The 25,966-nt window shown below is 40.0% G+C and carries 22 protein-coding genes; 18 read left to right on the top strand and 4 right to left on the bottom strand.

The genetic code is table 11. The features are described 5' to 3' along the window. Positions 1 to 63 precede the first annotated feature (63 nt). From MLOOGBEN_RS23245 to MLOOGBEN_RS23225, 5 genes are all read left to right on the top strand, one after another. Positions 64 to 1,062: a LacI family DNA-binding transcriptional regulator gene (locus MLOOGBEN_RS23245; RefSeq protein WP_179160657.1), complete on the top strand. Its 999-nt coding sequence runs from the start codon at positions 64 to 66 to the stop codon at positions 1,060 to 1,062. A 183-nt stretch (positions 1,063 to 1,245) separates the two neighbouring features. Then, entirely contained in the window at positions 1,246 to 2,697 is a 1,452-nt protein-coding gene (locus MLOOGBEN_RS23240) for a sucrose-specific PTS transporter subunit IIBC (protein ID WP_179160656.1), read from the top strand. Positions 2,698 to 2,754: 57 nt separating this feature from the next. Beyond that, the gene (locus MLOOGBEN_RS23235; RefSeq protein ID WP_179160655.1) at positions 2,755 to 4,230 is read left to right on the top strand and encodes a glycoside hydrolase family 32 protein; all 1,476 of its coding nucleotides are present in this window, start codon (positions 2,755 to 2,757) and stop codon (positions 4,228 to 4,230) included. A 26-nt stretch (positions 4,231 to 4,256) separates the two neighbouring features. Continuing rightward, positions 4,257 to 5,231: a carbohydrate kinase family protein gene (locus MLOOGBEN_RS23230; protein WP_179160654.1), complete on the top strand. Its 975-nt coding sequence runs from the start codon at positions 4,257 to 4,259 to the stop codon at positions 5,229 to 5,231. Positions 5,232 to 5,520: 289 nt separating this feature from the next. Then, complete coding sequence (locus tag MLOOGBEN_RS23225; RefSeq protein WP_179160653.1) at positions 5,521 to 6,087, top strand: Uma2 family endonuclease; 567 nt, start codon at positions 5,521 to 5,523, stop codon at positions 6,085 to 6,087. A 74-nt stretch (positions 6,088 to 6,161) separates the two neighbouring features. Here MLOOGBEN_RS23225 and MLOOGBEN_RS23220 read toward each other — a convergent pair whose 3' ends face one another. After that, a complete protein-coding gene (locus MLOOGBEN_RS23220; RefSeq protein WP_179160652.1) occupies positions 6,162 to 7,001 on the bottom strand; it encodes a hypothetical protein in 840 nt (279 codons plus the stop codon). A 633-nt stretch (positions 7,002 to 7,634) separates the two neighbouring features. Here MLOOGBEN_RS23220 and MLOOGBEN_RS23215 point away from each other — a divergent pair. The 13 genes from MLOOGBEN_RS23215 (at position 7,635) to MLOOGBEN_RS23155 (ending at position 21,393) form a co-directional block, all read left to right on the top strand. Continuing rightward, positions 7,635 to 8,372 (top strand): GntR family transcriptional regulator, encoded by a 738-nt coding sequence (locus tag MLOOGBEN_RS23215; RefSeq protein ID WP_256989238.1) that lies wholly within the window; start codon positions 7,635 to 7,637, stop codon positions 8,370 to 8,372. Positions 8,373 to 8,437: 65 nt separating this feature from the next. Then, complete coding sequence (locus MLOOGBEN_RS23210) at positions 8,438 to 9,280, top strand: fructoselysine 6-kinase (RefSeq protein WP_179160651.1); 843 nt, start codon at positions 8,438 to 8,440, stop codon at positions 9,278 to 9,280. A 105-nt stretch (positions 9,281 to 9,385) separates the two neighbouring features. Beyond that, the gene (locus tag MLOOGBEN_RS23205; protein WP_179160650.1) at positions 9,386 to 10,678 is read left to right on the top strand and encodes an ABC transporter substrate-binding protein; all 1,293 of its coding nucleotides are present in this window, start codon (positions 9,386 to 9,388) and stop codon (positions 10,676 to 10,678) included. 152 nt (positions 10,679 to 10,830) lie between these two features. Then, the gene (locus tag MLOOGBEN_RS23200; protein ID WP_179160649.1) at positions 10,831 to 11,718 is read left to right on the top strand and encodes a carbohydrate ABC transporter permease; all 888 of its coding nucleotides are present in this window, start codon (positions 10,831 to 10,833) and stop codon (positions 11,716 to 11,718) included. 3 nt (positions 11,719 to 11,721) lie between these two features. Beyond that, on the top strand, positions 11,722 to 12,621 hold the full coding sequence (locus MLOOGBEN_RS23195) for a carbohydrate ABC transporter permease (protein ID WP_256989237.1): 900 nt from the start codon (positions 11,722 to 11,724) through the stop codon (positions 12,619 to 12,621). A 156-nt stretch (positions 12,622 to 12,777) separates the two neighbouring features. Next, on the top strand, positions 12,778 to 13,611 hold the full coding sequence (locus tag MLOOGBEN_RS23190) for a TIM barrel protein (protein WP_179160648.1): 834 nt from the start codon (positions 12,778 to 12,780) through the stop codon (positions 13,609 to 13,611). 61 nt (positions 13,612 to 13,672) lie between these two features. Beyond that, positions 13,673 to 14,905, top strand: coding sequence for an MDR family MFS transporter (locus MLOOGBEN_RS23185; protein WP_179160647.1), 1,233 nt, complete (start codon positions 13,673 to 13,675; stop codon positions 14,903 to 14,905). Positions 14,906 to 14,908: 3 nt separating this feature from the next. After that, positions 14,909 to 15,874, top strand: coding sequence for an SIS domain-containing protein (locus tag MLOOGBEN_RS23180; RefSeq protein WP_179160646.1), 966 nt, complete (start codon positions 14,909 to 14,911; stop codon positions 15,872 to 15,874). Between the two features lie 96 nt (positions 15,875 to 15,970). Beyond that, positions 15,971 to 16,984 (top strand): SIS domain-containing protein, encoded by a 1,014-nt coding sequence (locus MLOOGBEN_RS23175; protein ID WP_179160722.1) that lies wholly within the window; start codon positions 15,971 to 15,973, stop codon positions 16,982 to 16,984. 13 nt (positions 16,985 to 16,997) lie between these two features. Then, positions 16,998 to 18,011 (top strand): SIS domain-containing protein, encoded by a 1,014-nt coding sequence (locus tag MLOOGBEN_RS23170; RefSeq protein WP_179160645.1) that lies wholly within the window; start codon positions 16,998 to 17,000, stop codon positions 18,009 to 18,011. Positions 18,012 to 18,185: 174 nt separating this feature from the next. Continuing rightward, a complete protein-coding gene (locus MLOOGBEN_RS23165; protein ID WP_179160644.1) occupies positions 18,186 to 19,160 on the top strand; it encodes a PfkB family carbohydrate kinase in 975 nt (324 codons plus the stop codon). Between the two features lie 731 nt (positions 19,161 to 19,891). Then, complete coding sequence (locus tag MLOOGBEN_RS23160) at positions 19,892 to 20,350, top strand: hypothetical protein (RefSeq protein WP_256989236.1); 459 nt, start codon at positions 19,892 to 19,894, stop codon at positions 20,348 to 20,350. A 107-nt stretch (positions 20,351 to 20,457) separates the two neighbouring features. Next, on the top strand, positions 20,458 to 21,393 hold the full coding sequence (locus MLOOGBEN_RS23155; RefSeq protein ID WP_179160642.1) for a 3-hydroxyacyl-CoA dehydrogenase family protein: 936 nt from the start codon (positions 20,458 to 20,460) through the stop codon (positions 21,391 to 21,393). Between the two features lie 139 nt (positions 21,394 to 21,532). On the opposite strand, the gene MLOOGBEN_RS23150 is transcribed toward MLOOGBEN_RS23155, so the two are convergent. From MLOOGBEN_RS23150 to MLOOGBEN_RS23140, 3 genes are all read right to left on the bottom strand, one after another. Beyond that, entirely contained in the window at positions 21,533 to 23,218 is a 1,686-nt protein-coding gene (locus tag MLOOGBEN_RS23150; protein WP_179160641.1) for a beta-N-acetylhexosaminidase, read from the bottom strand. 106 nt (positions 23,219 to 23,324) lie between these two features. Further along, entirely contained in the window at positions 23,325 to 24,569 is a 1,245-nt protein-coding gene (locus MLOOGBEN_RS23145) for a M20 metallopeptidase family protein (protein ID WP_218781306.1), read from the bottom strand. Between the two features lie 81 nt (positions 24,570 to 24,650). Then, the gene (locus MLOOGBEN_RS23140) at positions 24,651 to 25,919 is read right to left on the bottom strand and encodes an MFS transporter (RefSeq protein ID WP_179160640.1); all 1,269 of its coding nucleotides are present in this window, start codon (positions 25,917 to 25,919) and stop codon (positions 24,651 to 24,653) included. Positions 25,920 to 25,966: the final 47 nt, after the last annotated feature.

Genomic DNA, 25,966 nt, shown 5'->3' with positions numbered 1-25,966 from the left:
TTATGGATTCCTTTTTGTGATACTATAATGGTATGAATATAAAATGTTACGAGGTTGAGGAATATGAGTAGTACAATACTAGATATTGCCAAGCTTGCAGGTGTAGCGAAAAGTACGGTTTCTCGGTTTTTAAATGGCGGCTCAGTTGGGGAAGCAACGAAGAAGAAAATTGAACGGGCAATCAAGGAAACTGGGTATTCTCCGAATCCATTTGCGCAGAGTTTGAAAGCGAAGAAAACGAATATTATTGGCACGATTGTCCCGCGGCTTGATTCTTTTGCTGCTTCACAAACGTTAATTGGCATCGATGAACAATTAAAGAAAATGAACTATCAGATGCTTATCTCCAATACAAGTCAAAGTCTGGAGCGAGAGATTGAAAGTATTTATAGCTTCGCCAATCAAAAGATGGCGGGGATTATTTTGCTTGCCACTGAAATTACAGATCAGCATATTCAGGCATTTGAAAGTGTTAAGGTTCCTGTACTATTAATTGGACAAGAGCATGAGAACTTTCATAGTCTGATTCATGATGATTTTAATGCTGGTTATGCGATGGGGAGGTATGTCCTTGAAAAAGGATATCGGAAAATTGCTTATCTTGGCGTAACGGAAAGGGATATTTCAGTAGGCGTGAACCGAAAGCAAGGTTTTAAAAAGGTGATACAAGAAGTAGACGATTGCGATGTTCGCTTCTATGAGACATTATTCAATATTCCAGCTGCACAAGCTAGTGCAAAGGAAATTATCCATGAATTTCAGCCTTCCATTTTTGTATGTGCAACCGATAATATTGCTCTTGGGGTTCTGAAGGCATCGTATTCAGAGGGAATTACGATTCCACAGGACTTAGCAGTAACGGGCTTTGGCGGCTATGATGTGACAGGAATCATTCATCCGGGCATAACGACAGCTAAGTTCTTTTACAAAGAAGCGGGGGAAACGGCTGCAAGACACATTGTTGAGTTAGTCAATGAACGCCCTGTGGAAAAAGTAACCGTCTCTAAATTTGAAATTATTGAGCGGGAAAGCGTTGACAATCTCTTTAACACTCCCCTATAATAAAGACAACGAAACCGGTTCCAATTAAGAGGGACCTATTCAATTGGCGACAAATGGATTTGGTTTCTCTTAAACAAATTTTTTTAGTTAAAATTGGAACCGGTTCCTATCGTGGAGAGCTTTTATTTTTTTTACTCTTGAATGGAACCGGTTCCGAAGTCAGATGAAAAGAGAGGGATTAGGATGGATCATAAAAAAATTGCTCGGGAAGTACTAGATGCCATTGGTGGTCAGGAAAATGTATCAGCTGCAGCGCATTGCGCCACTCGCTTACGTCTTGTTTTACATGATGAAACAGTTGTTGATCAAGCAGCGTTGGACAACATGGATGTTGTAAAAGGAACCTTTTCAACAGGAGGTCAGTTTCAAATTATCTTAGGATCTGGAACAGTAAACGAGGTCTATAAACACTTGGCGAAGATGTCAGGTCAAACAGAAATGTCAACGAGTGATGTAAAAGACGCAGCGACGAAGAAACTAAATCCGATTCAGCAGTTCGTCAAAATGCTATCAGACATTTTTGTTCCGATTATTCCAGCGATTGTAGCTGGTGGTTTATTAATGGGGATAAACAATATTTTAACAGCTCCAGATTTATTTCTTGAGGGAAAATCATTAGTGGATGCAAATCCAGAAATGGCGGATTTAGCGGCACTTATTAATACATTTGCAAATGCAGCCTTTGTTTTCTTACCGATATTAATCGGCTTTTCAGCAACGAAGCGGTTTGGAGGGAATCCTTTCCTTGGAGCCACTCTCGGAATGCTAATGGTTCATCCAGACTTATTAAATGGGTACGGTTATGGTGCCGCATTACTGAACAATGAGGTCCCAGTTTGGAATCTCTTTGGCCTAGAAATAGAAAAGGTAGGCTACCAGGGAACCGTACTTCCTGTTCTTGCCGCATCTTTTATTCTAGCAAAAATAGAAACATCCTTACGGAAGGTTGTTCCATCCGCTTTAGACAATCTAGTAACACCGTTATTGTCTATCTTTGTTACAGGGGTTTTAACGTTTACTTTGGTAGGGCCGCTGACACGCTCAGCTGGTAATCTATTAACAGATGGAATCGTTTGGTTATATGATTCAACAGGTGTAATTGGCGGGATCCTTTTCGGTTTACTTTATGCACCAATAGTTATTACAGGTATGCACCATAGCTTTATTGCGGTAGAAACACAATTACTTGCCGATATTGTGAAAACGGGTGGATCGTTTATCTTCGTCATTGCGGCGATGTCAAACATTGCACAGGGAGGAGCGACTCTTGCGGTGCTAAAAACAACGAAAAATACCAAGATCAAAGGAACTGCTTCAGCAGCCGGGATCTCTGCCTTACTAGGGATTACCGAACCAGCGATGTTTGGGGTTAATTTGAAATTACGCTATCCATTTATTGGTGCCATTATTGGTTCTGCCGTTGGATCAGGCTTTGTTACGATGTTCAAGGTTAAGGCGACAGCACTAGGGGCTGCAGGTATACCAGGAATTATCTCGATTCGCCCAGATACGATTATTTCTTATATTGTCGGTATGGCCATCGCATTTGCCGTCGCATTTATCGTCACGCTTGTTTTAGCAAAAAGAGACGAAAAAAAAGCTGTTAAACAAACATCTGACCAAGCAGCAGCATAATAAAAAGTGAAAAGGAGAATCCTGTGATTCTCCTTTCTGTATTAGGAGTGAATCAGCATGGAATGGACAAAAGAGCGACGATACAGAACCATGGACGAGGTATCTGTAGATGAAATCCAAGGGTTAGCCAATCTTGTGAATCAATGCCCATGGCGCCAGTCTTTTCATATTCAGCCGGTAACAGGATTGTTAAACGACCCGAATGGATTTAGTTATTTTAATGGTGAATATCATTTATTCTATCAATGGTTCCCGCTCGGGCCGGTTCATGGGTTGAAGCATTGGTATCATACGAAATCGAAAGACCTGGTTCACTGGGATAATGTTGGAATGGCCATTGAGCCTTCGAATGAGTTTGATTGCCATGGGGCGTATTCCGGAAGCGGAATTGAGCATGATGGGAAATTATATATCATGTACACGGGCAATACGCGCGATGAATATTGGAATCGACACCCCTATCAATGTTTGGCTGTGATGAGTCCGGATGGAAGCATTGTCAAAATGGATGAACCAGTGATTGCAGAAGTTCCAAGCGGCTATACCGATCATTTTCGTGATCCAAAGGTTTGGAAAAATGGGGATTACTTCTACGCGGTGATTGGTACTCAAAGAGAAAATAAGACTGGAAGTGTAGTTTTATATCGATCCAAGGATTTAAAAGATTGGCAGTTTGCGGGCGAAGTGAAGACAGGGTTAGGTGAAGCGTTCGGTTATATGTGGGAATGTCCGGATTACTTTGAGCTGGATGGACAAGGGGTATTCCTTTTCTCCCCACAAGGGTTAAAAGCGGAAGGGGACAGCTATCAAAATATTTATCAATCAGGGTATGTAGTTGGAAGTCCAATAGATTTAGAGAATATTGAATTAAAGCATGGTGCATTTCATGAGTTAGATCGGGGCTTTGATTTTTACGCGCCGCAAACAACGGTGGATCACCAGGGAAGGCGGATTCTAGTCGGTTGGATGGGGTTACCGGAAATTAACTATCCTACAGATAAAAATGGATGGGCTCACTGTTTAACACTCCCTCGTGAGTTATCGATTAAAGACGGGAAACTGGTTCAGCAGCCAGTTTCTGAGCTGATATTGCTTCGCGGGAAAAAGGCGGAAATCAGCTGGACGGTTGAGAATGAAAGTGTTGGTTTTGATGACTTTGAGGGAAACGCATATGAGCTTTTTGCAGAGTTCTCTGATAGTACGGCTGAGGAGTTCGGTTTGGAACTTCGTGTTGGAGAAATGGAGAAAACTGTGATTAAGTATGATGGTGTTGCGAAGAAGGTTGTGTTTGATCGAACTGAGTCGGGAGAATCCTTTGCTGAGGAGTTTGGTACGATTCGGAAATGTACGTTGGACGCTGAAAAGATTTCATTCCGAATCTTTGTTGATGTTTCCTCTGTTGAGGTGTTTGTTAATAATGGGGTTGAAGTATTTACAGGTAGGATTTTTCCTGGTGAAAATAGTAATGGAATTCGAGTGTTTGCTCGTGGGGGGCAAACTAAAGTGAAGGCTGTAAAATGGGAAATCAAATAAATTTATAGAGTATTAGAGGTGGAAAAATGGGGAAGCTTTTTACGATTGGTGAAGTGTTAATTGATTTTATCCCTTTTCAAAAAGGTGTGGCTTTAAAGGATGTTGTCTCTTTTGAGAGAGCCCCTGGGGGAGCACCGGCAAATGTGGCAGCTGCCGTTGCTAAATATGGGCAGAAAGCAGCGTTGATTTCTAAATTAGGGAAAGATGCGTTTGGTGACTTTTTAGTTGAAAAGCTTGTCGAGGCTGGGGTTGAGACGGACAAGGTATACCGGACTGGGGAGGCGAATACGGGCTTAGCTTTTGTTTCGTTAAAAGCAAACGGGGAACGTGACTTTTCATTTTACCGTAATCCTTCCGCTGATTTGCTGTTAAGTGAGGAGGAGGTTGAGACAGGTTGGTTCGAAGCAGGAGATATTCTCCACTTTTGCTCAGTTGATCTGGTGGAAAGCCCGATGAAACAGGCTCATAAAAAAGCAATTGCCGCTGTTTCAGCTGCGGATGGCTTAGTTAGCTTTGACCCAAATGTGCGGCTTCCGCTTTGGGAAGATCCGGAGGACTGCCGCAGGGCAATTCTTGAATTTTTACCGACTGCAGATATCGTAAAGGTTTCCGATGAAGAGCTTAGTTTTATTACGGGAATAAAAGAGGAGTCGGATGCGATACAATCTTTGTTCGTTGGAAACGTGAAGGCAGTTGTCTACACAAAGGGAGCTGCCGGAGCGGATTTGATTTTAAAAGATCAAAAGTTTGAATCGAGCGGATACACTGTTAAACCGGTGGACACAACCGGAGCAGGTGATGCATTCATTGGCGGTTTTTTATATCAATTACTAGAATTGCATGCAAATCCGGAAAACCTTGAAGAAGTACTGCGAGACCACCAGGCCTCTATCCTCCAATTTGCCAATGCAAGCGGTGCTCTCACTACAACAGGAAAAGGAGCGATCACTGCTCTGCCGACAAAGAGGAAAGTTGAGGAACTTATAGAGTATCAAAATTAGGAGGTCTCCTCCCCAATGATGCTGCTGAACAGGGGAGATGCGCTACGGGTGGCATGATGTTATAAATCCTAAATAATTAAGAAGCTTCTCATAAGTTTATTGAACATACGAGGAGCTTCTTTTTTTGGGCAAAATTTAAGCATGTCTTCATAATCTAGGGAACCTTGTGTGAAACAAGATTATTCAGGGAGTGACAGGCACGAATTATAATGCGTTTGAAAGTAAGTAGCGGTAAATAAAACGTGGTAAAATACAATTAGTAATTTTTAAAGAAAAGGGGATAGGTGAAATGAATCAATACCGTACTGATCCCATGTCTGTTGATGAATATTTTCAAATCCGTGAAAACTCTGATGCGTTACTAGAATATATAGATGGATTTGTTTATATGTCACCATCACCATCGACAAAACATCAACGTATATCTAGAAAGCTTGAGAACAAATTTGGGGATTTTATTGAGGGTAAATCATGTGAGTTATTTCATGCGCCATATGATATTGAATTAAAAGATGAAAAAGTGAAGGGAATCAAAATTGTCATCCCAGATATCAGCATCATATGTGATAAAAGTGGTTTTACAGATGCTAGATATGTTGGTGTTCCAAGCCTAATCGTTGAAATCTTAAGCCCCTCCAATCAGTCACATGACCTGATTACAAAGTTAAATCTCTATATGAATTATGGTGTCAAAGAGTATTGGATTGTTAATCCAATGTTGAACGCAGTAACGGTATATGCCCTCAATGATGGAAATATGTATGAACAACATGATATGCAAAAAAGTAAAGGTGAAGCTACATCTAGATTGTTTGAAGGTTTTCGAGTTGATATAGAGGATGTTTTTAAGAATTAACCTTAGAGTCGCGGGCAGGCTTCATATGCTCACGGCTTTTTTATAATGCTGGCCATTGCACTTTTATTGGTCTCTCAACTATTTAGTTTAAGGTATTTCCTCCCCTTTTGCGGATAGATTCCATCGGTTTGAAACCACTCCCAGAGTAAGGTTCCTCTCTTTCGGCCAATATAGCCATTCATAATGAGTCCAGGGACGATTAAATGAGTGGGCAAGCCTTTTACATAATAGGTGATATTGGTGTTAAATTCTTTTAATACAGTAATCTGGTCAAAGATACTTTTAACCTCAAAAAGGCTATCCCATCTTTTTGTACATTGCTTGAAACTCTGGCTAGCTATTTCGATTTGCTGCTCGGGGCTAAAGCCTTTCTGATGAAGTTGTGGGAAGTCTCTCAAAAAAATAGCATTCAGCACTTTCTCACATACTTTTAGGTCGGAAATTGCCTCTTTTGAATATTTATCAACCACTGTAAACCATGTTGTGCCACTACGCTTATCAAGCCACTGGACAAACATTTTTAATTGGGAGAGGAAGGTTTCAACTTGATTTTGATCGGGGGTAATTCTCATAACATGTGGTAAGTGGGTGAATATCAGTTCTTCCCAGAATGGTCGCTTGCATTTTTTCCATGAGGATGGACAGTCATCTTCCAAAACGTAGGACATGAAGTTTGATAAGATACGGAGAAACTCATTGCGGTCTTTGTCGTAGGGGCGTTCAAGTTTATAGTCAATAAAATCCTTCCCATAAAATAAAAAATGTCCTCGTTGCCTCATGTCAAATTCAGCACTTATCTTCATATTTTTTAATAGATTTTCACGTTCTTTTGGATTTTCAAAATGCTTCATTAATACTTTCATCTGCGGTTCTTTATCGTCACAAATATCCTTTGTATTGTTGCTGTTCTTCATCAAATCAACCTGCTTTCATAGTGAATTGTTTTTTGGAAAAGAAAGAGAGGGGAAATGGAGAATTTTACCGGGACTACTCGTATTATATCGTTTACAAAATCTTATAAATGGGGAATATATGTTAGTTTTGTGAATTATCTCTAATTCCTGTTAATGATCTACTCTCTCATTTTTAATGCATACGGAACCTGCTTTAGGGAAAAATCAGGACAAATATCGACATTATTCTTATAAGACTAAAGGCGGAATTCTAGTATTGACAGGGGGCAAGATGAAATTACCAATCCATAGTCTAGTCAATTTTACTAATTTTGTAGATATTTGTTTAGTAGATAATATATTGACAAGGGGGTAGAATTAAATTATCCTAAACTTAATTAACAATTCTGACAATACGAAAGATATTCAATTGTTTTTCAGATACTGACAAAAATGAACTTCATTCTCCAAATCTCCTCGGTAAACATCATCCTAGAGCCTGCTTTTATTGCAAAACAAATGTAAGCGTTTTTAGAAATTAATTTCCATATATTGGTATATACCATTTATAAAAAACAAGAATTTACAAATGAAGAAAAAATACTATATCCTTTGTATATGGATTGAATATGTGCATATACGGGAGAAATAGAGATGAGTAGAATGAACAAAGATGAAGAGGATGTTCCTTTTTACAAACAATTAAAAAATAAAATTCTCGATGAAATTGATAGCGGAAAGCTTAAGCATGGTGATAAGCTTCCTTCTGAACGGGAATTGGCTGAGCAGTATCAAATCAGCCGGATGACAGCAAGACATACCTTGTCGATCTTGGAGCGGGAAGGTGTAGTGGAGCGGCGTGTAGGGTCGGGAACCTTTGTCAACAATAAGAAAATCCAAATGGATTTTGTTACGTTTAATAGTTTTACCAAGAACATGCTGAGTAAAGGATTAATACCGAGCACACAGATTCTGTCCATTCGTAAAATGGAAGCCACACCTAATTTAGCTCAAAAGCTTAAACTGCCCCTGGGAGAAATGATGATCGCTATTCAACGGCTTCGGCTTGTTAACGAGACTCCGATCTCGATTGAAGAATCATTCCTGCCGGAGAAGCTATGTCCTGGGCTCGATGAAATTATTACAGACAATCATTCCTTATATGAAATTTTAGAAAGAAAGTACGGGATTGTCCTTGTCATGGCAAAGGAGTATATGCAGGTCACGGTTTCCGATGAAAGTGAGAGCAAGCTGCTGAAAATACGTTCCGAAAGTCCGTGTATCTTCCAAGAAGCAGTTGCTTTTGATACCAATGAAAAGGAAATAGAATTTTCCACATCCTTAACGAGAAGTGATATCGTCAAGTTTTATTCTGAATTAAAGCTGAAATGAAGGTTACTATCATTTCAACTTAGTTTAAATGGTATATACCAATAGTGGAATTTGGAGGTTTTTTTATGAAGGTAATTGGTGTTGGCGATAATGTAGTTGATAAATATGTTTATAAAAAAACGATGTATCCAGGCGGAAATGCCTTGAATTTCAGTGTATATGCTAAGCAGTTAGGGAATGAAGCAGCCTATCTCGGGGTGTTCGGCAATGATCGGGCCGCAGAGCATATTATTGCCACCTTAAAAAGCTTACATGTGGACATTTCTTACTGCAGACAACATGAAGGGGAAAATGGCTATGCTGCAGTTGATTTAGTAGATGGTGATCGGGTGTTCATCGGCGGAAATGGGGGCGGTGTTCAAATAGATCATCCGATTATCCTCAGTTCAGAAGACTTGGAATATATTAAAAGCTTTGATATTGCCCATAGCAGCATCTACAGTGAGATGGATTCAGAGTTACATAAATTAAAAGAATCCGGGATCCTGGTATCCTATGATTTTTCGAGTGATTATAACGATGAATTGCTAGCGAAGAATTGCCCTCATATCGATATAAGCTTACTCTCCTGTGGGCAATTGGCCGAAGAGGAAGTAGAGAATCTATTAAAACGTGCCAATTTTTATGGGAGTAAATTAGTACTGGGCACAATGGGCTCACGAGGCTCGATTGTCTATGACGGCCAATCCTTTTACCGTCAGGAGCCGCACTTTGTACAGCCGGTGGATACGCTGGGTGCCGGTGATTCCTTTTTTACTGCATTTATCTTACATTATCTCTCTGAAAAAAAAGAAAATCCTGAAATTCAGGAAGCCATCCTCCTCCAAAACAGTATGGAGGAAGGGGCTAAGTTTGCGGCAAAGACGTGTCTTGTAGATGGTGCATTTGGTTATGGGATTCCTTTTTAATTTCCTTAAAGGAATTAAAATATAAAACCATTAATAGAAGTTTGGGGGGGAAGGAATAGCGCTTTTGTGTAGGTTGATTTGATAAAAATAAGGAGGGTTAATGAAATGAGAAGGAAAATAAACGTAGTATTAGCAGTACTGATGGTGTTCGCTCTTGTCCTGACGGGATGCTCTAGTTCTTCTTCCAGCAATGAAGAGTCGGGGAAGGTTGTATTAAAGTTTTTGCATAAGTGGCCGCAGCCAGAATACGCTCCTTATTTTGAAGAAGTAGTGGAAGCCTTTGAAAAGGAAAATCCAGATATCACCATTAAAATGGAAGCGATTGCAGATGAACCAATTAAAGACAAGCTCCGTGTCATTCTAGGCGGTAACGAGGTTCCAGACATTATGTTTTCGTGGTCAGGTGAATTTGCCAGGAAATTCGTCCGTGCAGATGCAGCCTTAGATTTAACTCCTTATTTAAATGAAGATACAGCTTGGAAGGACAGTTTTATTCCGGCGTCTCTTCAGCCTTTCACATCAGATGAAAAAAATTACGGGATCCCTCTTCGTTTCAATGGAAAATTCTTTGTTTACAACAAGAAGATTTTTGATAAATATCAACTGCAGGCACCAACTACTTGGGATGAATTTATACAAGTGCTAGACACCTTGAAAGAAGGCGGAGAAACGCCGATTATTCTAGGAAACCAAGGTCCATGGGCAGCAATACATTACTTAACAGGCCTAAACCAAAAGATGGTGGCTCAGGATGTGAGAATGGAAGACTATAATCCGAAATCAGGTGAGTTTACAGACCCAGGCTATGTAACAGCTATGCAGATGTTAGCTGATTTGAATAAGAAGGGTTATTTTATGAAGAATGTTAACTCTAGTTCTCATGATATGGGGCAACAATTATTTGCAGCCGGTAAGGGAGCAATCTTCTATGTCGAATTGGAAGAATTCCAAACAATCGAGAATAATATGAAAGGAAACTGGGGCTTCTTCCCAATGCCGTCCATTGCAGATGGTAAGGGCAGTCAGAGTTTCATTACCGGAGCACCGGATGGATTTATCGTTTCTTCCAAAACAAAACATCCAAAAGAAGCGATTAAATTCTTGAAGTATTTAACAAGTAAAGATAACGCCTTAAAGCTTGTGGAGCAAATTGGCTGGCCAAGTCCGATTGATGGGGCTACAAACCAAGATACAGCTTTGAAGGAAGTGGCTGAAGGTGTGGAAGTCATGAAGAAGGCTGAAGGTATGGCTGAATGGCTCGACACAGATGTCCATGCGAAGGTAGCGGATGTGTATCTATCCAATATTCAGCTATTACTTGATGGGTCCAAATCTCCTAAGGAAATTATCAAAGAAGTACAAGATGTAGCTAAGCAAGTACAAAGTGAAGTGGAATAAGAAAGGCGGAAGCACCCATTTAGCGACTAGTCCACGATCATCTAGTTTCAGGAGCTAGACAGGAATCAATTTTACTACATGTTACATTTTTTATAAACGAGAAAGGGTAGGCAGGGCACACCTGCTTACCCCCTCCTAGGAGGAAGTTGGGGATGACAAAAACATTTAAAAACAGCCAAACTGCGATACTTTTTATTTTGCCAGCGCTCCTATTCATCATGTTTTTTGTATTTTTGCCGATTGTATTAAACCTATATAACAGTTTATTTCGGTGGAATTCCTTTGAGGCTGGAAGAGTTTTTGTTGGCTTAGAGTATTATGGAAGACTTTTCAAAGATCCAATCTTTTTTACTGCATTGAAAAATAATTCTCTGTACGCCGTCATTTCATTGGTTTTTCAGGTAGGTATGGGCTTAATCATTGCAGCCATATTAGAAGATAAATTGATTAGAAGGTTTCAGCCATTTTTCCGGACTGTCTTTTTTATCCCATCTGTTATTTCAATTGCGGTTGTCGGTTTGTTATGGCAGCTCCTTTATAATCCAGAAGTGGGTTTAGTGAACGGGGTGTTAAATGCAATCGGACAATCGGAATGGGCAATATCTTGGCTGGGTGACAGTAAGACGGCGATTTATGCTGTTGTTGCTGTTTCACAATGGCAGTACACCGGGTATATGGTGATGTTATTCTTGCTTGCGATGCAAAAAATTCCTTCCGAATATTATGAAGCGTCCATGATTGATGGAGCTTCTAAGATAAAAACGTTCTTTTTTATCACCCTGCCGCAAATGAAAGAAATGATTCTGGTCGGTACGGTGATCACGGTAATCGGTGCGTTCAAAGTATTTGATGAAGTGTATGTAATGACAAATGGGGGACCCGGCCGTTCAACCGAAGTGTTAGGAACGATGCTTTATCGGGCAGCCTTTCGAAATGATGAAATGGGCTATGCTTCCACCATCGGGACTATTATTTTTGTCGTCACCCTTACTCTTTCCTTAATTCAGCTAAAAATAGGCAAATCGGGACAGGAGGCATAGGCAATGGCGAATAATAATACGGTAGTTGAAACAAATGAAATAAAAGAAATCAAGAAAGGAAGTTCCAAGCTTTCTTTGAAGGTGAAAAATAAAATTTTTCAAACGGGTGTGCTTATATGGTTTAGTCTCTTTGCATTGGTGATCATTTATCCGATCCTTTGGCTCGGCTTGAGCGGACTAAAATCTAATGCTGACTTTTTCTTAAATACCTGGTCGCTTCCGGAAGAATGGATGTGGGAAAATTACCGTGCCGCTTGGGATGCCGGGATTGGCCAATTTTTCCTTAATAGTGTGTTCATTACGACAGTATCGGTCGTAACGGTATTACTGCTGGGGTCGATGGCCGCTTTTGGATTAAGCCGCTTCCAGTTTAAAGGACAGAATATTTTGCTTGTTATTATCCTAAGCGGGCTAATGCTGGCGCCGCAGGTCAGCTTAATTCCGCTTTACAAATTACTGCAGGCGATTGGACTGTACAATACTTATTGGGCGTTAATTCTCCCATATGTTGCATTTCAACTGCCGTTTTCAATTTTCTTAATGCGTTCCTATTTTCTGTCGATTCCAAAAGAGCTTGAGGAATCAGCGATTATTGATGGGTGTAATAGTTGGAAGGTGTACCGACATATAATTGTTCCGATGGGGAAACCGATTATTGCCTCGTGTGCGTTATTAACGGGAATGAACGTGTGGAATGAATTTATGTTTGCGTTAGTTTTTGTAGAGGATTCTGCCTTAAGGACGATTCCAGTGGGGCTGATGAACTTGAGAAGTCAGTTGAATACCAATTTCGGAATCCAATTGGCGGGATTAGCCATTTCTGCGCTGCCAATGATTATCGCGTATATTATTTTCCAAAAGCAATTTGTGCGCGGTCTCGCCGCAGGTAGTGTAAAAGGATAATGGAACTTGTAAAGGGTCATAGGGGAATGAAAAGGAAAGGGTTGGTTCGCTTTCCTCTTCCCTCTCCATCACTCTTGTTTCAGATGATTGGTTTGAATGGTATATACCAAACGTCACTTATTAAAACTACGTTGAGAACGGAGTAGGAGGGATTGGATGGACAAAATCAAACGTTCGCAAATAACAGGAATGAACTTTCATTATCTGCACTATCCGCTGGATTATTTTTTAGATGCGATGGTGAAGTATGAGTTTGAAAAAATTGAGCTGTGGGGTGCTGCGCCGCACCTGTATGTGGAGGATCTTTCCTTAGTAGAAATCCGCGCCATTAAGAAAGAAATCGACCGGCGTGAATTGGAGATTGTTTGCTTTACTCCTGAACAGTGTATGTACCCGATCAATCTTGCCGCAAAAGAGTCAGCGATTCGTGAAAGAAGTGTCGCTTATTTTAAAAAATCAATCGATGCTGCGCTTGAATTAGAGACGCCGATGGTGTTAGTTACAGCCGGCTGGGGATACCGCAATGAGAGCAGGCAGGAAGCGTGGAGTCGGACCCAAGATTCTTTGGAGCAGCTAACTGTTTATGCAGAAAAACAAGGAATTGTTTTAGCCCTGGAGCCATTGCAAAAAATTGAGTCCAATCTGATTACGACCTTGCCTGAGTTAAAAGAAATCCTCGCTTCGATTGCTTCTCCTAAATTAAAAGGAATGGTCGATAACATTCCGCTTGCGGTAGAAGGGGAGGAACTGGCCAGCTATTTTGAGGAATTACAGGATGACTTGGTCCATATCCACTTTATCGATGGGAACCCGGGTGGACATTTAGCATGGGGGGATGGCAGCCTGCCAATGGAAACATATATAAAAACCTTAGGAAACTACAACTACAATCGCGCCCTTACGTTGGAGTTTACTTCTTCACAATACTTGATTGACCCCAATGAGGCGGTTGAAAAGTCCCTGCGAAGTCTAGCACTGTTTCTAGAGTAACGGACGGAGGGATTGTTCCGAATAGGGTGACTAATTCAGTGATATAAAGGAGTTTTATCCTATGTCGATATGGAGGAGTTATCCCAAGAGCTTAAAAGTTTTATTAATCGCAATGTTGGTCAATTCCACCGGTATGGCTTTTCTTTGGCCCTTACACACCATCTACATGACACAAGGGATGGGAAAAACGCTGTCAGAAGCCGGTTTTGTTCTAATGCTTCATTCAGGAGCTGAGATTGTTGGCAGTTTCCTTGGCGGTTACTTATATGACCGTATTCGTGGGAAACGAACCCTTCTCCTTTCGGTTCTAGCATCTGCCTGTTCTATTTTCATTATTTCCATTGGTCTATCATGGCCCATTTATATCCTAATGATGGTCCTGCTTGGATTAGCTATTGGAACCATTTTTCCTCCCATCTATGCCCTTGCGGGGATTGTTTGGAAGGAAGGCGGCAGAAAAAGCTTTAATCTTATCTATCTGGTTCTTAATTTCGGTGTGGCAGTAGGTACCGCTTTAGGCGGCATAGTGGCGCAATTCTCTTTTCAATACGTCTTTTGGGTCAATGGATTCACCTATCTCGTCTTTATCTGCATTGTTTGGTTCGCTCTCGAAGAACCTGAACCAGTTAGTGAAGCTGTTAAGGTGAAGAATGAACATGTCCCGAAGCCGAAACATGAGGTGCGTCCTGCACAAAGCTTTAATTCCTTATTGGTTCTTTGTTTAGGATTTATGTTTTGCTGGGTTACCTATATCCAATGGCAAACGAGTATTTCTAACTATATGCACCAGTTAGGATTTACGTTGTCAGCCTATAGTGCTTTGTGGACCATCAACGGGTTGCTGATCTTATTGGGTCAGCCTTTGATCCAATGGTTTATGGCCCGCATGAAGGCACCGATGAAATGGCAGCTTTTATCGGGTGTACTCTTTTTTATGGCCACCTTCGGCTTCTTGTCACAGAGTCATTCCTATGGCGGGTTTGTTGCGGGAATGGTGATTATGACGATCGGAGAAATCCTTATTTTTCCGGCCGTGCCAGCGATTGCGGATCGACTGGCACCCATAAATAGAAGAGGAATGTACCAAGGCTTAGTAAGTGGGGCTGCCAATGTAGGGAGAACAATTGGACCTTTACTAGGCGGGCTGCTCTACGATGGATTTGGACCATTGGTACTGCTGTATGGATGTATTTTAATTGGTGGATTCGCCTTGGTTTGTTTTGGTACCTATCAAAGGTTCCAATATACGCAAAGTGAGTTTCATCTGTCAAAGTCAATAAATAAAGGAGGATAAAAAATGTTACCAAACTTACAAAAGGCATTGGATGCCTTTAAAGAACGGGACCTCGATCGTGTCTATTTCGTAGGCTGTGGTGGCTCTTCATCACTCATGTATGCAAGTAAATACGTATTAGACCGAGAAAGTGCAACGATTGACTCGGACTTGTATAGTTCCAATGAGTTCGTGCATCGTAACCCGAGGAGACTTAACGAGAAATCGCTGGTGATTTTGTGCTCCCACTTTGGAAAAACACCGGAGACAGTAGAGGCTGCCCGCTTTGCACGGGAAAAAGGTGCACTGACCGTCTCGTTAACCTTTGACCCGGGATCACCGCTTGCGGAAGCATCTGAGTATGTGGTTGTTTATGAAGATGGGAAAGAAGCGAAGTATGTGAATGAGTCACCAGCCGTGATGTTGGAACTTGTTTTTGGACTATTGGCTGCGAAAGAAGGGAATGAAAAGTTTTCCGAAGTCGTTTCCTCCTTAGAGAAATTAGATCAAATAATGGTACAGGAGAAAGAAAAGTATTTAGACCAGGCTAAGGAATTTGCTCAATCCTATAAGGATGAAAAAGTAATTTACACGATGGCGAGTGGCGCGAATTATGGAACTGCTTATTGGTTTGCAATTTGCCTGCTGATGGAAATGCAGTGGATTCACTCCCACGCTCTCCATGCCGGGGAATATTTCCACGGGCCGTTTGAAGTCTTGGATCAAAACGTACCAGTAATTCAGCTGTTAGGTTTAGATGAGACCAGGCCATTAGAAGAACGCTCATTGGAATTCACCCAAAGATATGGCGAAAGAGTTGTCGTCCTGGATGCAAAGGACTTTGATCTGACAGGTGTAGCAGAAAGCGTCAAAGGCTACATAGCACCACTCGTCCTGCAAACCATTCTGCGCCAATATGCAGAAGAACTAGCAACAGCCCGAAACCATCCACTAAGTACAAGAAGATATATGTGGAAAGTACCGTATTAAAAATGTTGGCGGTGTTACTTTTTGGTGTCAGGCACCAAAAAGTAATCATAAAAAAGTAGTCCTAATAATTCTAATAAAAATTTGGAGGTAGTGTACATGTTGAAATTTGATGCGGAGTTATTTTTACAATTGGTTGGGAAAGAGGCCATCGCGAAGAGAGAGGAAATTGAGAAGGTTGTTGATAGTATTTCGGCTAAAGGATTTAAAAATATTTTCCTAATCGGTTCCGGCGGGACGATTGCGATGATGTATCCATATGAGTATATCTTAAGGTCTAATTCCACTCTGGAGGTACATGCGGAAATTGCCGCTGAGCTTATGGTGATGAATAATCGCCACTTGACCAAGGATTCTGTTTGTATCTTTGCTTCAGTTACTGGCACGACAAAAGAAACAGTAGCCGCTGCTGAGTTCTGTAAAAGCAAGGGTGCGACAACGATTGGACTAGTTGCAGAACAAGGCACGCTATTGGCTGAGGTTGTTGATTACTGCATCTCCACTGGTCATGAGAAGCATTCGTTTGACACTTTCTTTATTCACCTACAGCTGCTTACGTTCCGTTTTATTCATAACAATGATGAGTTTCCGCAATATGATCAGTTTGCAAAGGAAATTTCCCTCTTGCCACAAGGTATCGTCGATGCGTTAGAGCAATTCGACTCACAAGCTGAGCAATTCGCGATTAAACATAAAAATACCGATTACCATATGCTGGTTGGGGCCGGAAATCTGTGGGGGAACACTTATTCCTACGCAATGTGTATCTTGGAAGAAATGCAGTGGATCAAGTCTAAATCCATCCATGCGGCTGAATTCTTCCACGGCACGCTTGAGCTGGTTGAAGAGGATACAAGTGTGATTTTATTCAAGGGCGAAGATGAAACTCGTCCATTGGTGGAACGTGTGGAACGATTCGCAGAAAATATCACCAACGAATTGTTCATTATCGATACAAAGGATTACCGCTTGGAAGGAGTTAGTGATGAATTTAGAAAACACTTTGCGATCTGCCTGAACTGGGCATTAACGGGCCGAATCAGTGTATATCTTGAGCGTGAAAGAAACCATCCGTTAGAGACTCGCAGATATTACCGTAAAATGGCTTACTAGGAGGCGGCTAGTCATGTTTAACTTTGATGTGGAAAGATATTTAACTATACAAAATGGTGCCTTATCTCTTAAGGATGAATTCGATCAGGTCATTGATTCGGTGATAGAAAAAGGGGTGGAAAATGTTTTCTTTGTTGGAACTGGAGGAGCGGTCATCCTGATGCGCCCGGCTGAATATATTTTAAAAACACATTCCAGCCTGCCGGTTTATACTGAAATCTCTTCGGAATTGATGTTAATGGATCATCAGCACCTGGGTGAACATTCATTGGTTATCTTGCCTTCTTTGTCTGGTACAACCAAAGAAACAGTGGAGGCAGCGGCGTTTTGTAAAGAAAAAGGGGCGGTAACGGTCAGCTTAGTGGGGCATGCGGCTACACCGTTAGCGATTGGAACCGATTATACTTTTGTTAATTATGCGGCTGATGATACCTCCTGTGAATCGTTCTATATCCAGTCTTATTTACTAGCGTTTCGTTTGATGTATAAGCGGAATGAATTTCCAGTCTATCAGCAATTTGTTGAGGAAATGAGACATCTACCTAATTCCCTCCTTACCGTGAAAGAAGCGGTAGAACCGCGGGCGGCGGAGTTTGCACGCAAACATAAAGATACACCGTACCACATCCTTTCAGGGGCAGGAATCGATTGGGGTCAAACCTATTATTATGGCATGTGTATTTTAGAAGAAATGCAGTGGATTAAAACACGACCGGTTCATGCCTCTGATTTTTTCCATGGTACCTTGGAATTAGTGGAAGAAGATACGAGCATTATTCTGCTAAAAGGGGAAGACCGAAACCGTCAGCTAGTGGAGAGAGTCGAGCGATTTGCTGAACATTACTCGAAGGAAGTAACCATTTTTGATACGAAGGAATATCCATTAGAGGGCATTTCCGAAGGTCTGCGTAGTCTCGTTTCTCCGATTGTCTTTGCGGCGTTACTTGAGAGAGTAAGCTGCCACTTGGAAGAGCAAAGGAATCACCCGCTGACAACGAGAAGATATTATAAAAAAGTACCATTTTAATAGAATCATTGGTTTGGGAGCGGCCTTCACAATAGTGTTGGCCGCTTCTTTGTAGTACTTTTGGGAGACCTTTTCTTTTATGTTGCCTGTAATATGAAAAGTACGGACAGAGTCTTTAGCTTTTGAGTTAGCAGCTGATCTTTTTCATATCAGTTAGCTGGGCAAGGTGAAAGAATGGGAAAGCTTTTTACGATTGGTGAAGTGTTAATTGATTTTATCCCTTTTCAAAAAGGTGTGGCTTTAAAGGATGTTGTCTCTTTTAAGAGAGCTCCTGGGGAAGCACCGGCAAATGTGGCAGCTGCCGTTTCCAAATATGGGCAGAAAGCAGCGTTGATTTCTAAATTAGGAAAGGATGCGTTTGGCGACTTTTTAGTTGAAAGGCTAGTCGAGGCCGGGGTTGAGACGGACGAGGTATACCGGACTAGGGAGGCGAATACGGGCTTGGCTTTTGTTTCGTTAAAAGAAAACGGGGAACGTGACTTTTCATTTTACCGTAATCCTTCCGCTGATTTGCTGTTAAGCGAGGAGGAGGTCGAGCCAACATGGTTCCAAGCGGGGGATATACTTCACTTTTGCTCAGTTGATCTGGTGGAAAGCCCGATGAAACAGGCTCATAAAAAAGCGATTGCCGCTGTTTCAGCTGCGGATGGCTTGGTCAGCTTTGACCCAAATGTGCGGCTTCCGCTTTGGGAAGATCCGGAGGACTGCCGTAGGGCAATTCTTGAATTTTTACCGACTGCAGATATCGTAAAGGTTTCCGATGAAGAGCTTAGTTTTATTACGGGAATAAAAGAGGAGTCGGATTCGATACAATCTTTGTTCGTTGGAAACGTGAAGGCAGTTGTCTACACAAAGGGAGCTGCTGGAGCAGATTTGATTTTAATAGATCAAAAGTTTAAATCGAGCGGATACTCTGTTGAACCTGTGGACATAACCGGAGTAGGTGATGCGTTCATTGGCAGATTTTTATATCAAATACTAGAATTGCATGCAAATCCGGAAAACCTTGAAGAAGTACTGCGAGACCACCAGGCCGTTATCCTCCAATTTGCCAATGCTTGCGGTGCTCTCACTACAACAGGAAAAGGAGCGATCTCTGCTCTGCCGACAAAGAAGGAAGTTGAGGAACTTATAGAGAATCAAAATTAGGAAGTCTCCTCCCCAATGATGCTGCTGAACTGGGGAGATGCGCTACGGGTGGCATGATGTAATAAATCCTAAAATAATTAAGAAGCTTCTCATAAGTTTATTGAACATACGAGGAGCTTTTTTGGCAAAATTAAACATTTCTTCATAATCTAGGGAACCTTGTGTGAAACAAGATTATTCGGGGAGTGACAGGCACGAATTATAAGGATGGTTGGTAGGTAGGACGTATAGCGTCCCTACTCATCACCCGGATATTTTTGGATCATAGATTAGTTCCACAATCGTTTCACCGATAGGGAAATACAGGTGTTTTCCTCGACAAAAAATTTTTCTTGAAAACGGGAAGAATCCTGGTCTGAAAGGGTTTACTGCACTTTCAATTAAACGATTAATTAGTATAAAATTTGTTTCTATTTGTTAAAAAGTGTATTTCGTTAGTTTCTATTGTCAGGTTTTAAGTTAATTCCTAACAACCACAATTTTTATACGACAATAAATTCTCTTGAAAACAGCCAAAAATTCTTTTGTTAAAAGGGTTTAGTCGGTATTTAATTAAACGTTTAATTAGTTGAATTGGTATTAACCAAACGATTGATTAGAAAACCTTTAAATGCTGTCAAACCTGTGATTATCTCTACTTAGTAGGAAGAATATTGTCGTAAAAAGAATCTAGTAAAAATGGTGGAAAAATTTTTAAAGGTATCGATGATATAATAAATATAAAAGTAAAAATGAACCAGTCTGAAGTTCGTAAGCATTTTCCAGAACGGTGTGTCTTAGTGGAGGCTTTAAAATTAGACACAAGAGGAAAAGAAAGAGTTATTGAGGAAATTTCAGTGATTGTTGATTTGAGAACGGCAATACAGCAGGAGGATAGGGCGATGGCAACAAAAAAGAATTCACAAGCTTGGGCAGAGGCAAAAAAACGATGCCGGTTGAATGAGACTGATATACAAATGGCTAAGGAGTTGGGGATGACACCAAAGAGTTTAATTAAAAATATCCCTGCACCTAATCAGCAATGGAAAGCACCTGTAAAAGTATGGATTCGGGATCTATATGAGAAGAAGTTCGATAGGGTTCTACCAGTTAAGCGCGTCCTCAGCAGGGAATTAATGGGGAAAGTCGATACGCAAGAAAAGCCGGTTGTTTCTGAATGGCGTTATGAAGATGAGGACTTACCATTTTGATGAAAATGTCGGATGTCGGATGATGCATTATGCAATTAATAGAGTTTAACAGATTTATAGTAAAATAAAAAATAGATTAATAAAATATTGACCAAGGTGGGATACTTATGTCTGAAAAAGTTACTGTATTAGGTGCAGGTACAATGGGGCATGGAATTGCTCAACTATATGCACAGGCAGGATATGATGTTTTTTTATATGATATAAAAGCTGAATTTTTATCTAATGCGGTCACCAGAATTTCAACGAATTTAAATATGCTAATTGATGAGGGAATTATTGGTGAAGAGGATAAAGAAAGCGCACTGTCCCATATTTTTACAACGACTGATTTAGAAGAGGGTGTTAAGAATACATCCTTTGTTACCGAAGCTGCTTCAGAGAATTTAGATATTAAATTTAGCTTGTTCAAACAATTGGAAGAATTAATCGAGGAAGATACCGTTATTGCCTCTAATACTTCGACATTTTCACTAAGACAATTATCAGAAGGACTTCAGAAGAAAGACCGATTAATTATCACCCACTTCTTTAATCCAGCACAGATTGTTCCGTTAGTGGAAGTGGTGAAGGGACCTGATACGGCACAAGAAATGATTGACCGAACTGTAGAAGTACTGAAAAGTATAGGGAAAAAACCAGTAGTTCTGAAAAAGGATATCCCTGGTTTCATTGCCAATCGCTTGCAAGCAGCACTAGTCCGTGAAGCTTTTTATTTATTAAATGAAGGGATTGCTTCTCCGGAGGATATTGATTTAGCCATTACAGATGGTCCAGGATTCAGATGGGCATTTATTGGTCCTTTAGAAACTGCTGATTTTGGGGGACTTGACATTTGGAAGAGTGTAGTGGAGAATCTTGCCCCAGAATTATCACAAGAGGTAAAGGTTCCAGCATTTGTTGAGGAAAAAGTTCAAAGTGGAAATCTAGGAACCAAAACAGGTAGTGGGTTATTTACATATGCAGACCATGAAGAAGTTCAACAGAAAATTAAACGAAGAGATGAAAACTTTGTTCGATTAGCTAAAATTAAGAACACTTAAATCTTTAAAAGAAGGCAACTAACCCATTGGGCGGTTGTATCCTGTTGTGTCTTGGGACCGCGGGGACGGTTCTTGTGGCAACAAATAGCTTTATTTAAACCATAAGAACCGTCCCCATGTCCACCATGTCCACGTATTGTCACTTAATGCTAACGTCACCTATAAGTGATGCAGGTTGGATTTCAGGTAATTCACTACCTTTTTCAAATCCAGCCACATTTCCTAACCTTTGGTGGTTTTCTACAAATGTATGAAAGTTAGTTACTTCATTACTTTTAGTATTCCAAGATTTTGTTGCTAAGGAACGTAATTCTTTAGCGATATCTTCAGTTATCAGGTCTTCTCCCACTAGGTCTGGATTATCATTCCAGATAGCTAAAGATGCTCCTTTAATAAAATCTGAATGATCGTCAACTGTATTTTGATCAAATTTTCCTGGTGTCCAATCATTGTAAATTCTTTCATCCTGATCTAAAAAATCAAATGAATGTTGTTTACGTCCATCCATTGGCATATCATTTCTCAATACGTAATAAAAATAACCTGCATTTAGATTATAAATATCTTTATGTCCTTTTTCTATAAATGTATGAAGGTTTGCAATACTTGGATTCCAACTCATTTGCGACCAGAAATCTATACCAATGTAATCATGCATTTTTATTTGCTGCTTTGGCTCATCTAAATCATTTTCTCCATAATAAATGCCATCATTAAAAATTCTTGGTTTAAACCCACCATCATATACATGGGCTGCTATTATGTTAATATAAGTAGCTATTACATCTTTCCATGTAAAGCCTTCTCCAAGTGTTTCATGTGCATAGTCATTTAAAACTTCCTTATAATCAGCGGTAAATGGTGGTCTATCGAATTCCATATATTCGTCAGCGCCTATATGAAAATCTGTAGAACCTTCAAATAGTTCCATATACTCATTATAAAGGCTTTTTATATAATCAATAGCATCAGGATTTATTACGTCTATTGCTACTTTACTTTTATTGCCGTTTTTATCCACTTGTCCAAATTCTGGATGGACTTTTAATATATGTTCAACATGTCCCGGTGTATCTAAAGAAGGTATGATATTTATTCCATATTTTTTTGCTTCGGTTAGAATTTCCTTTATTTCTGCCTTTTTCAAATACCCATTTTGTGAAACAATTGTCGGATCCACATCACTTTCAATCCTAAATCCGAGGTTTTCTGAAAAGTGAAGCTGCAAGGTATTCATTTTTATGTAAGATAGTTCTCTTATATGTTGAATAATCCAATCCTTTGACATAAATTTTCTACCGATATCAACATGAACACGCCGTTCTGGTAAATCGGGATAATCAATGACCGTTCCATAAACTAAACTATTTTTATTCGTAATCATGAGATGTTGTATTGTCCGTAATGCATACATAGCAGCATTTTCTGATGCAGCAACTATTTTTACTCCCTCAGCCCCAATTTCAATTTTGTAAGCTTCTTCACTATTACTATTTTTTGAAATTGAACTGTTTTTATCTAAAGTGATAACGATATCTTGAGGCCCTATTTCTGCTTTTTCGGCATATAGTTTATTAATTTCTAAATTGGCAGGGATATTCTTTTCTAAAAACTCAGCCGATACCAATTCTACAACCTCTTTAAGTCTTGAATTCTTTAAGTATTCTTCTGTATTTGGAATAACAAATCTCGTTGATTCATCCATAGTCCATAGATAAGGTTTTGAGTCTACTTTATATGATTGAATGATGGGTAATGCTAGAATGGCTAATTCCTCACCTGTTAAATTAGATTCCTTTTGAATATTAGGATTTTCCCTTTCCATTTCGACACCTCTCCTCTTTCATAAAAATATAAAAAGTAAAGAATGAAGTATAAATACTTCGCTCTTTACTTAGTTTAACTTGATTCTGTACTTGTTGGTATAACTTTTATTTACTTTGAGCTTTTAGCCATTCCATCGCAACATTGGCGTGTAAGGCAGCACCATATTTGAAAATATCTTCATTCTGGTACATGCGAGGATTGTGAACAGGCGGCTCTCCTTCTTTACCAGTGCCTAAAACAACAAATGCAGAAGGAACGGCTTGAGAGATATGAGAGAAATCTTCTGAACCGCTTAATGCCCCATAATCGGTAATATTTTCTTTCCCCATAACCGCTTCTAATGCAGGCATAATTTCATCAATAAATTCTGCGTCATTATGGGTAGTGGGTGTATGGAAATCAACAATATTATATTCTCCACGCCATGCTTTCACTACATGATCAATCATTTCTGGAATTCGGCTGCACATATGATCTCTGGATTGTTGGTCAAAGCTGCGCATATTTCCTTGTAAAACTGCTTTATCAGGGATAATATTTGTCACAGTACCACCGCTCATTGCCCCGATTGAGAAGGTCACGTTGGCTCGTGGATCCACTTCACGCGTATATAATAAGTTTAAACTTGTATATAATTGATTCATAATCATATTCGCATCAATGGTTTTATGTGGTTGTGAACTATGCCCGCCATTCCCTTGAATCTCGACAATATACGTATCCATGGCTTGAGTTAATGTTCCTTTGTGTACGGATAACATGCCAGCTTCTTGGTCAGGCATAATGTGTATACCAAACCCTGCATCCACCTTAGGATTTTCTAGTAACCCATCATCAATCATTAATTTAGAACCATAGCCCCATTCTTCACCGGGTTGAAACATTAATTTAACGGTTCCTTGTAGTTTATCTTCATGATCCTTTAACATTTGGGCAGCGCCTAATAGCATGGCCACATGGGAGTCATGACCGCAGGCATGCATTTTTCCAAGATTCTTCGATTTATATTCGGATTCATATTCTTCTTCCAGCGGCAGGGCATCCATATCGGCACGAAGGAGGATACAAGGCTCACCAGTGCCAATAGTAGCCACAACGCCTGTACAATTTTTTTGTTCGGAAAATCCTGCTTTCACATATTTCTTTGTAATTTCTTCAGGAACAACACCGCATGGCTTATTTTCAATCCCCATTTCATCCAAACGTTCTCGAATGTACTTTTGAGTGTTGGGAAGATCAAAACCAATCTCTGGGTATTGGTGTAAATAACGGCGATCTTTAATGATTTGTTCTTCATACTTCTTTGATTCCTCAAAAAAATTAACCATATTTGTTACAGTAGTAGTCATTATACTGCTCCTTCCTTTCATTTGAAGAAATACCCTGCCATAAAGGCAGAGTATCGTTATCATTTTAGAATATCATCGATGTTACACGGCTTCCTTTTGTTCAATATCCATATCCGAAGAAGCCTTTGGTTTCGTTTTAATTGCAATGAATAATAATAAAAACTCCACGATTGCAAGTCCAATTAATATGTTTATAAGTAATCCATAGGAATGATTAATATTATAAATTAATCCTGATACTATTGGGGCTATAGCCGCACCTAATGATGTAAATAAAGCAACTATTCCATATTTTGCGCTGTAATCTTTCTCCCCAAAAAGGGCTGCTGTAAGATAGGCGGGTGTTACCGTAACAGCTGTTGAGCCTAATGCAGCAAATACGGTATAAAGGATGCCAGGGATTAATAAGTTTCCTTTCATTAAAAATAGAAAACATATGATATCTGATGCAACGATAAAGGTCAGTGTTTTAATTAATCCTAACTTGTCATACAGTCTTCCGACTAATAGTTTGGCAACGATTACCATCGATGCAGCCAAAGATAATAGTAATGCAGCTCGTTGGGGCGGGGTGCCAATATCCGTTAAATAAGGGACCAAGTGAAGAATCATACTATTAACAACAATTCCCCCTACAACAATCCCTAAGCAAAGAGCCCAAAATGATACTGACTTGAAAGCTTCCTTTTGAGTTAATCCGACTAATGCTTTCTTAGGTGCATTATTACTTGAAGTTTTTTCTTCGCCTAGTGGTAATAGACCTTTATCAGCTGGGCTTAATTTTATAACAAAGATGATCAATGGAACGAGAACGACCGCTATTAATATCCCAATAGTTAAGTAAGCCGTTCTCCATCCATATGCTGTTATGATCCAAGTAACTAAAGGACTGAGAATCATCGCGCCAAAACCAGTTCCCGATAAGGCGATCCCTAAGCTTAAGCCGCGTTTTGCATTAAACCAATTTGTTATAAGAACGGAGACAGGAATTAATCCAGCCCCTGCTAGGGCCATACCCATTGGTACTGCAAATATTAGAAAATGAGTGAGTTCGGTTGCAAATGAAAACCCTACATATGCCCCTGCACCGATAATGGTAAATATAGTCATATACAATTTAATATTCATTTTTTTCATTAATCTGCCAGCTATTGGAGCTGTAATCATTGCCGTTGTAGCCATTATCGTGTAATACGAGGTAAACTCTGCTCGTCCAAATCCAAGTTCTTCTGTAACAGGCTTAGTAAATAGTGAGATTAAGTTTGCAATAGGAGCATATAAAAAAGTCATAATCATGAAGCCTGCTACCAATATCCACCATCCGTAAAAAATACCACCTTGTTTCTTCATATTACACCATCCCCCGTTTTCTTTTGTTTTAATGACTAACTTCCCTA

This window comes from Bacillus sp. EB106-08-02-XG196, from assembly GCF_013396335.1.
Classification (GTDB): domain Bacteria; phylum Bacillota; class Bacilli; order Bacillales; family Cytobacillaceae; genus Neobacillus.
This window is presented reverse-complemented; position numbering and strand designations above follow the sequence as displayed.

Bases quoted from the DNA above. Each gene is read 5' to 3' on its own strand.
- MLOOGBEN_RS23245 (WP_179160657.1), top strand. From the start codon at position 64: ATGAGTAGTACAATACTAGATATTGCCAAGCTTGCAGGTGTAGCGAAA.
- MLOOGBEN_RS23240 (WP_179160656.1), top strand. From the start codon at position 1,246: ATGGATCATAAAAAAATTGCTCGGGAAGTACTAGATGCCATTGGTGGT.
- MLOOGBEN_RS23235 (WP_179160655.1), top strand. From the start codon at position 2,755: ATGGAATGGACAAAAGAGCGACGATACAGAACCATGGACGAGGTATCT.
- MLOOGBEN_RS23230 (WP_179160654.1), top strand. From the start codon at position 4,257: ATGGGGAAGCTTTTTACGATTGGTGAAGTGTTAATTGATTTTATCCCT.
- MLOOGBEN_RS23225 (WP_179160653.1), top strand. From the start codon at position 5,521: ATGAATCAATACCGTACTGATCCCATGTCTGTTGATGAATATTTTCAA.
- MLOOGBEN_RS23220 (WP_179160652.1), bottom strand. From the start codon at position 7,001: ATGAAGAACAGCAACAATACAAAGGATATTTGTGACGATAAAGAACCG.
- MLOOGBEN_RS23215 (WP_256989238.1), top strand. From the start codon at position 7,635: ATGAGTAGAATGAACAAAGATGAAGAGGATGTTCCTTTTTACAAACAA.
- MLOOGBEN_RS23210 (WP_179160651.1), top strand. From the start codon at position 8,438: ATGAAGGTAATTGGTGTTGGCGATAATGTAGTTGATAAATATGTTTAT.
- MLOOGBEN_RS23205 (WP_179160650.1), top strand. From the start codon at position 9,386: ATGAGAAGGAAAATAAACGTAGTATTAGCAGTACTGATGGTGTTCGCT.
- MLOOGBEN_RS23200 (WP_179160649.1), top strand. From the start codon at position 10,831: ATGACAAAAACATTTAAAAACAGCCAAACTGCGATACTTTTTATTTTG.
- MLOOGBEN_RS23195 (WP_256989237.1), top strand. From the start codon at position 11,722: ATGGCGAATAATAATACGGTAGTTGAAACAAATGAAATAAAAGAAATC.
- MLOOGBEN_RS23190 (WP_179160648.1), top strand. From the start codon at position 12,778: ATGGACAAAATCAAACGTTCGCAAATAACAGGAATGAACTTTCATTAT.
- MLOOGBEN_RS23185 (WP_179160647.1), top strand. From the start codon at position 13,673: ATGTCGATATGGAGGAGTTATCCCAAGAGCTTAAAAGTTTTATTAATC.
- MLOOGBEN_RS23180 (WP_179160646.1), top strand. From the start codon at position 14,909: ATGTTACCAAACTTACAAAAGGCATTGGATGCCTTTAAAGAACGGGAC.
- MLOOGBEN_RS23175 (WP_179160722.1), top strand. From the start codon at position 15,971: ATGTTGAAATTTGATGCGGAGTTATTTTTACAATTGGTTGGGAAAGAG.
- MLOOGBEN_RS23170 (WP_179160645.1), top strand. From the start codon at position 16,998: ATGTTTAACTTTGATGTGGAAAGATATTTAACTATACAAAATGGTGCC.
- MLOOGBEN_RS23165 (WP_179160644.1), top strand. From the start codon at position 18,186: ATGGGAAAGCTTTTTACGATTGGTGAAGTGTTAATTGATTTTATCCCT.
- MLOOGBEN_RS23160 (WP_256989236.1), top strand. From the start codon at position 19,892: ATGAACCAGTCTGAAGTTCGTAAGCATTTTCCAGAACGGTGTGTCTTA.
- MLOOGBEN_RS23155 (WP_179160642.1), top strand. From the start codon at position 20,458: ATGTCTGAAAAAGTTACTGTATTAGGTGCAGGTACAATGGGGCATGGA.
- MLOOGBEN_RS23150 (WP_179160641.1), bottom strand. From the start codon at position 23,218: ATGGAAAGGGAAAATCCTAATATTCAAAAGGAATCTAATTTAACAGGT.
- MLOOGBEN_RS23145 (WP_218781306.1), bottom strand. From the start codon at position 24,569: ATGACTACTACTGTAACAAATATGGTTAATTTTTTTGAGGAATCAAAG.
- MLOOGBEN_RS23140 (WP_179160640.1), bottom strand. From the start codon at position 25,919: ATGAAGAAACAAGGTGGTATTTTTTACGGATGGTGGATATTGGTAGCA.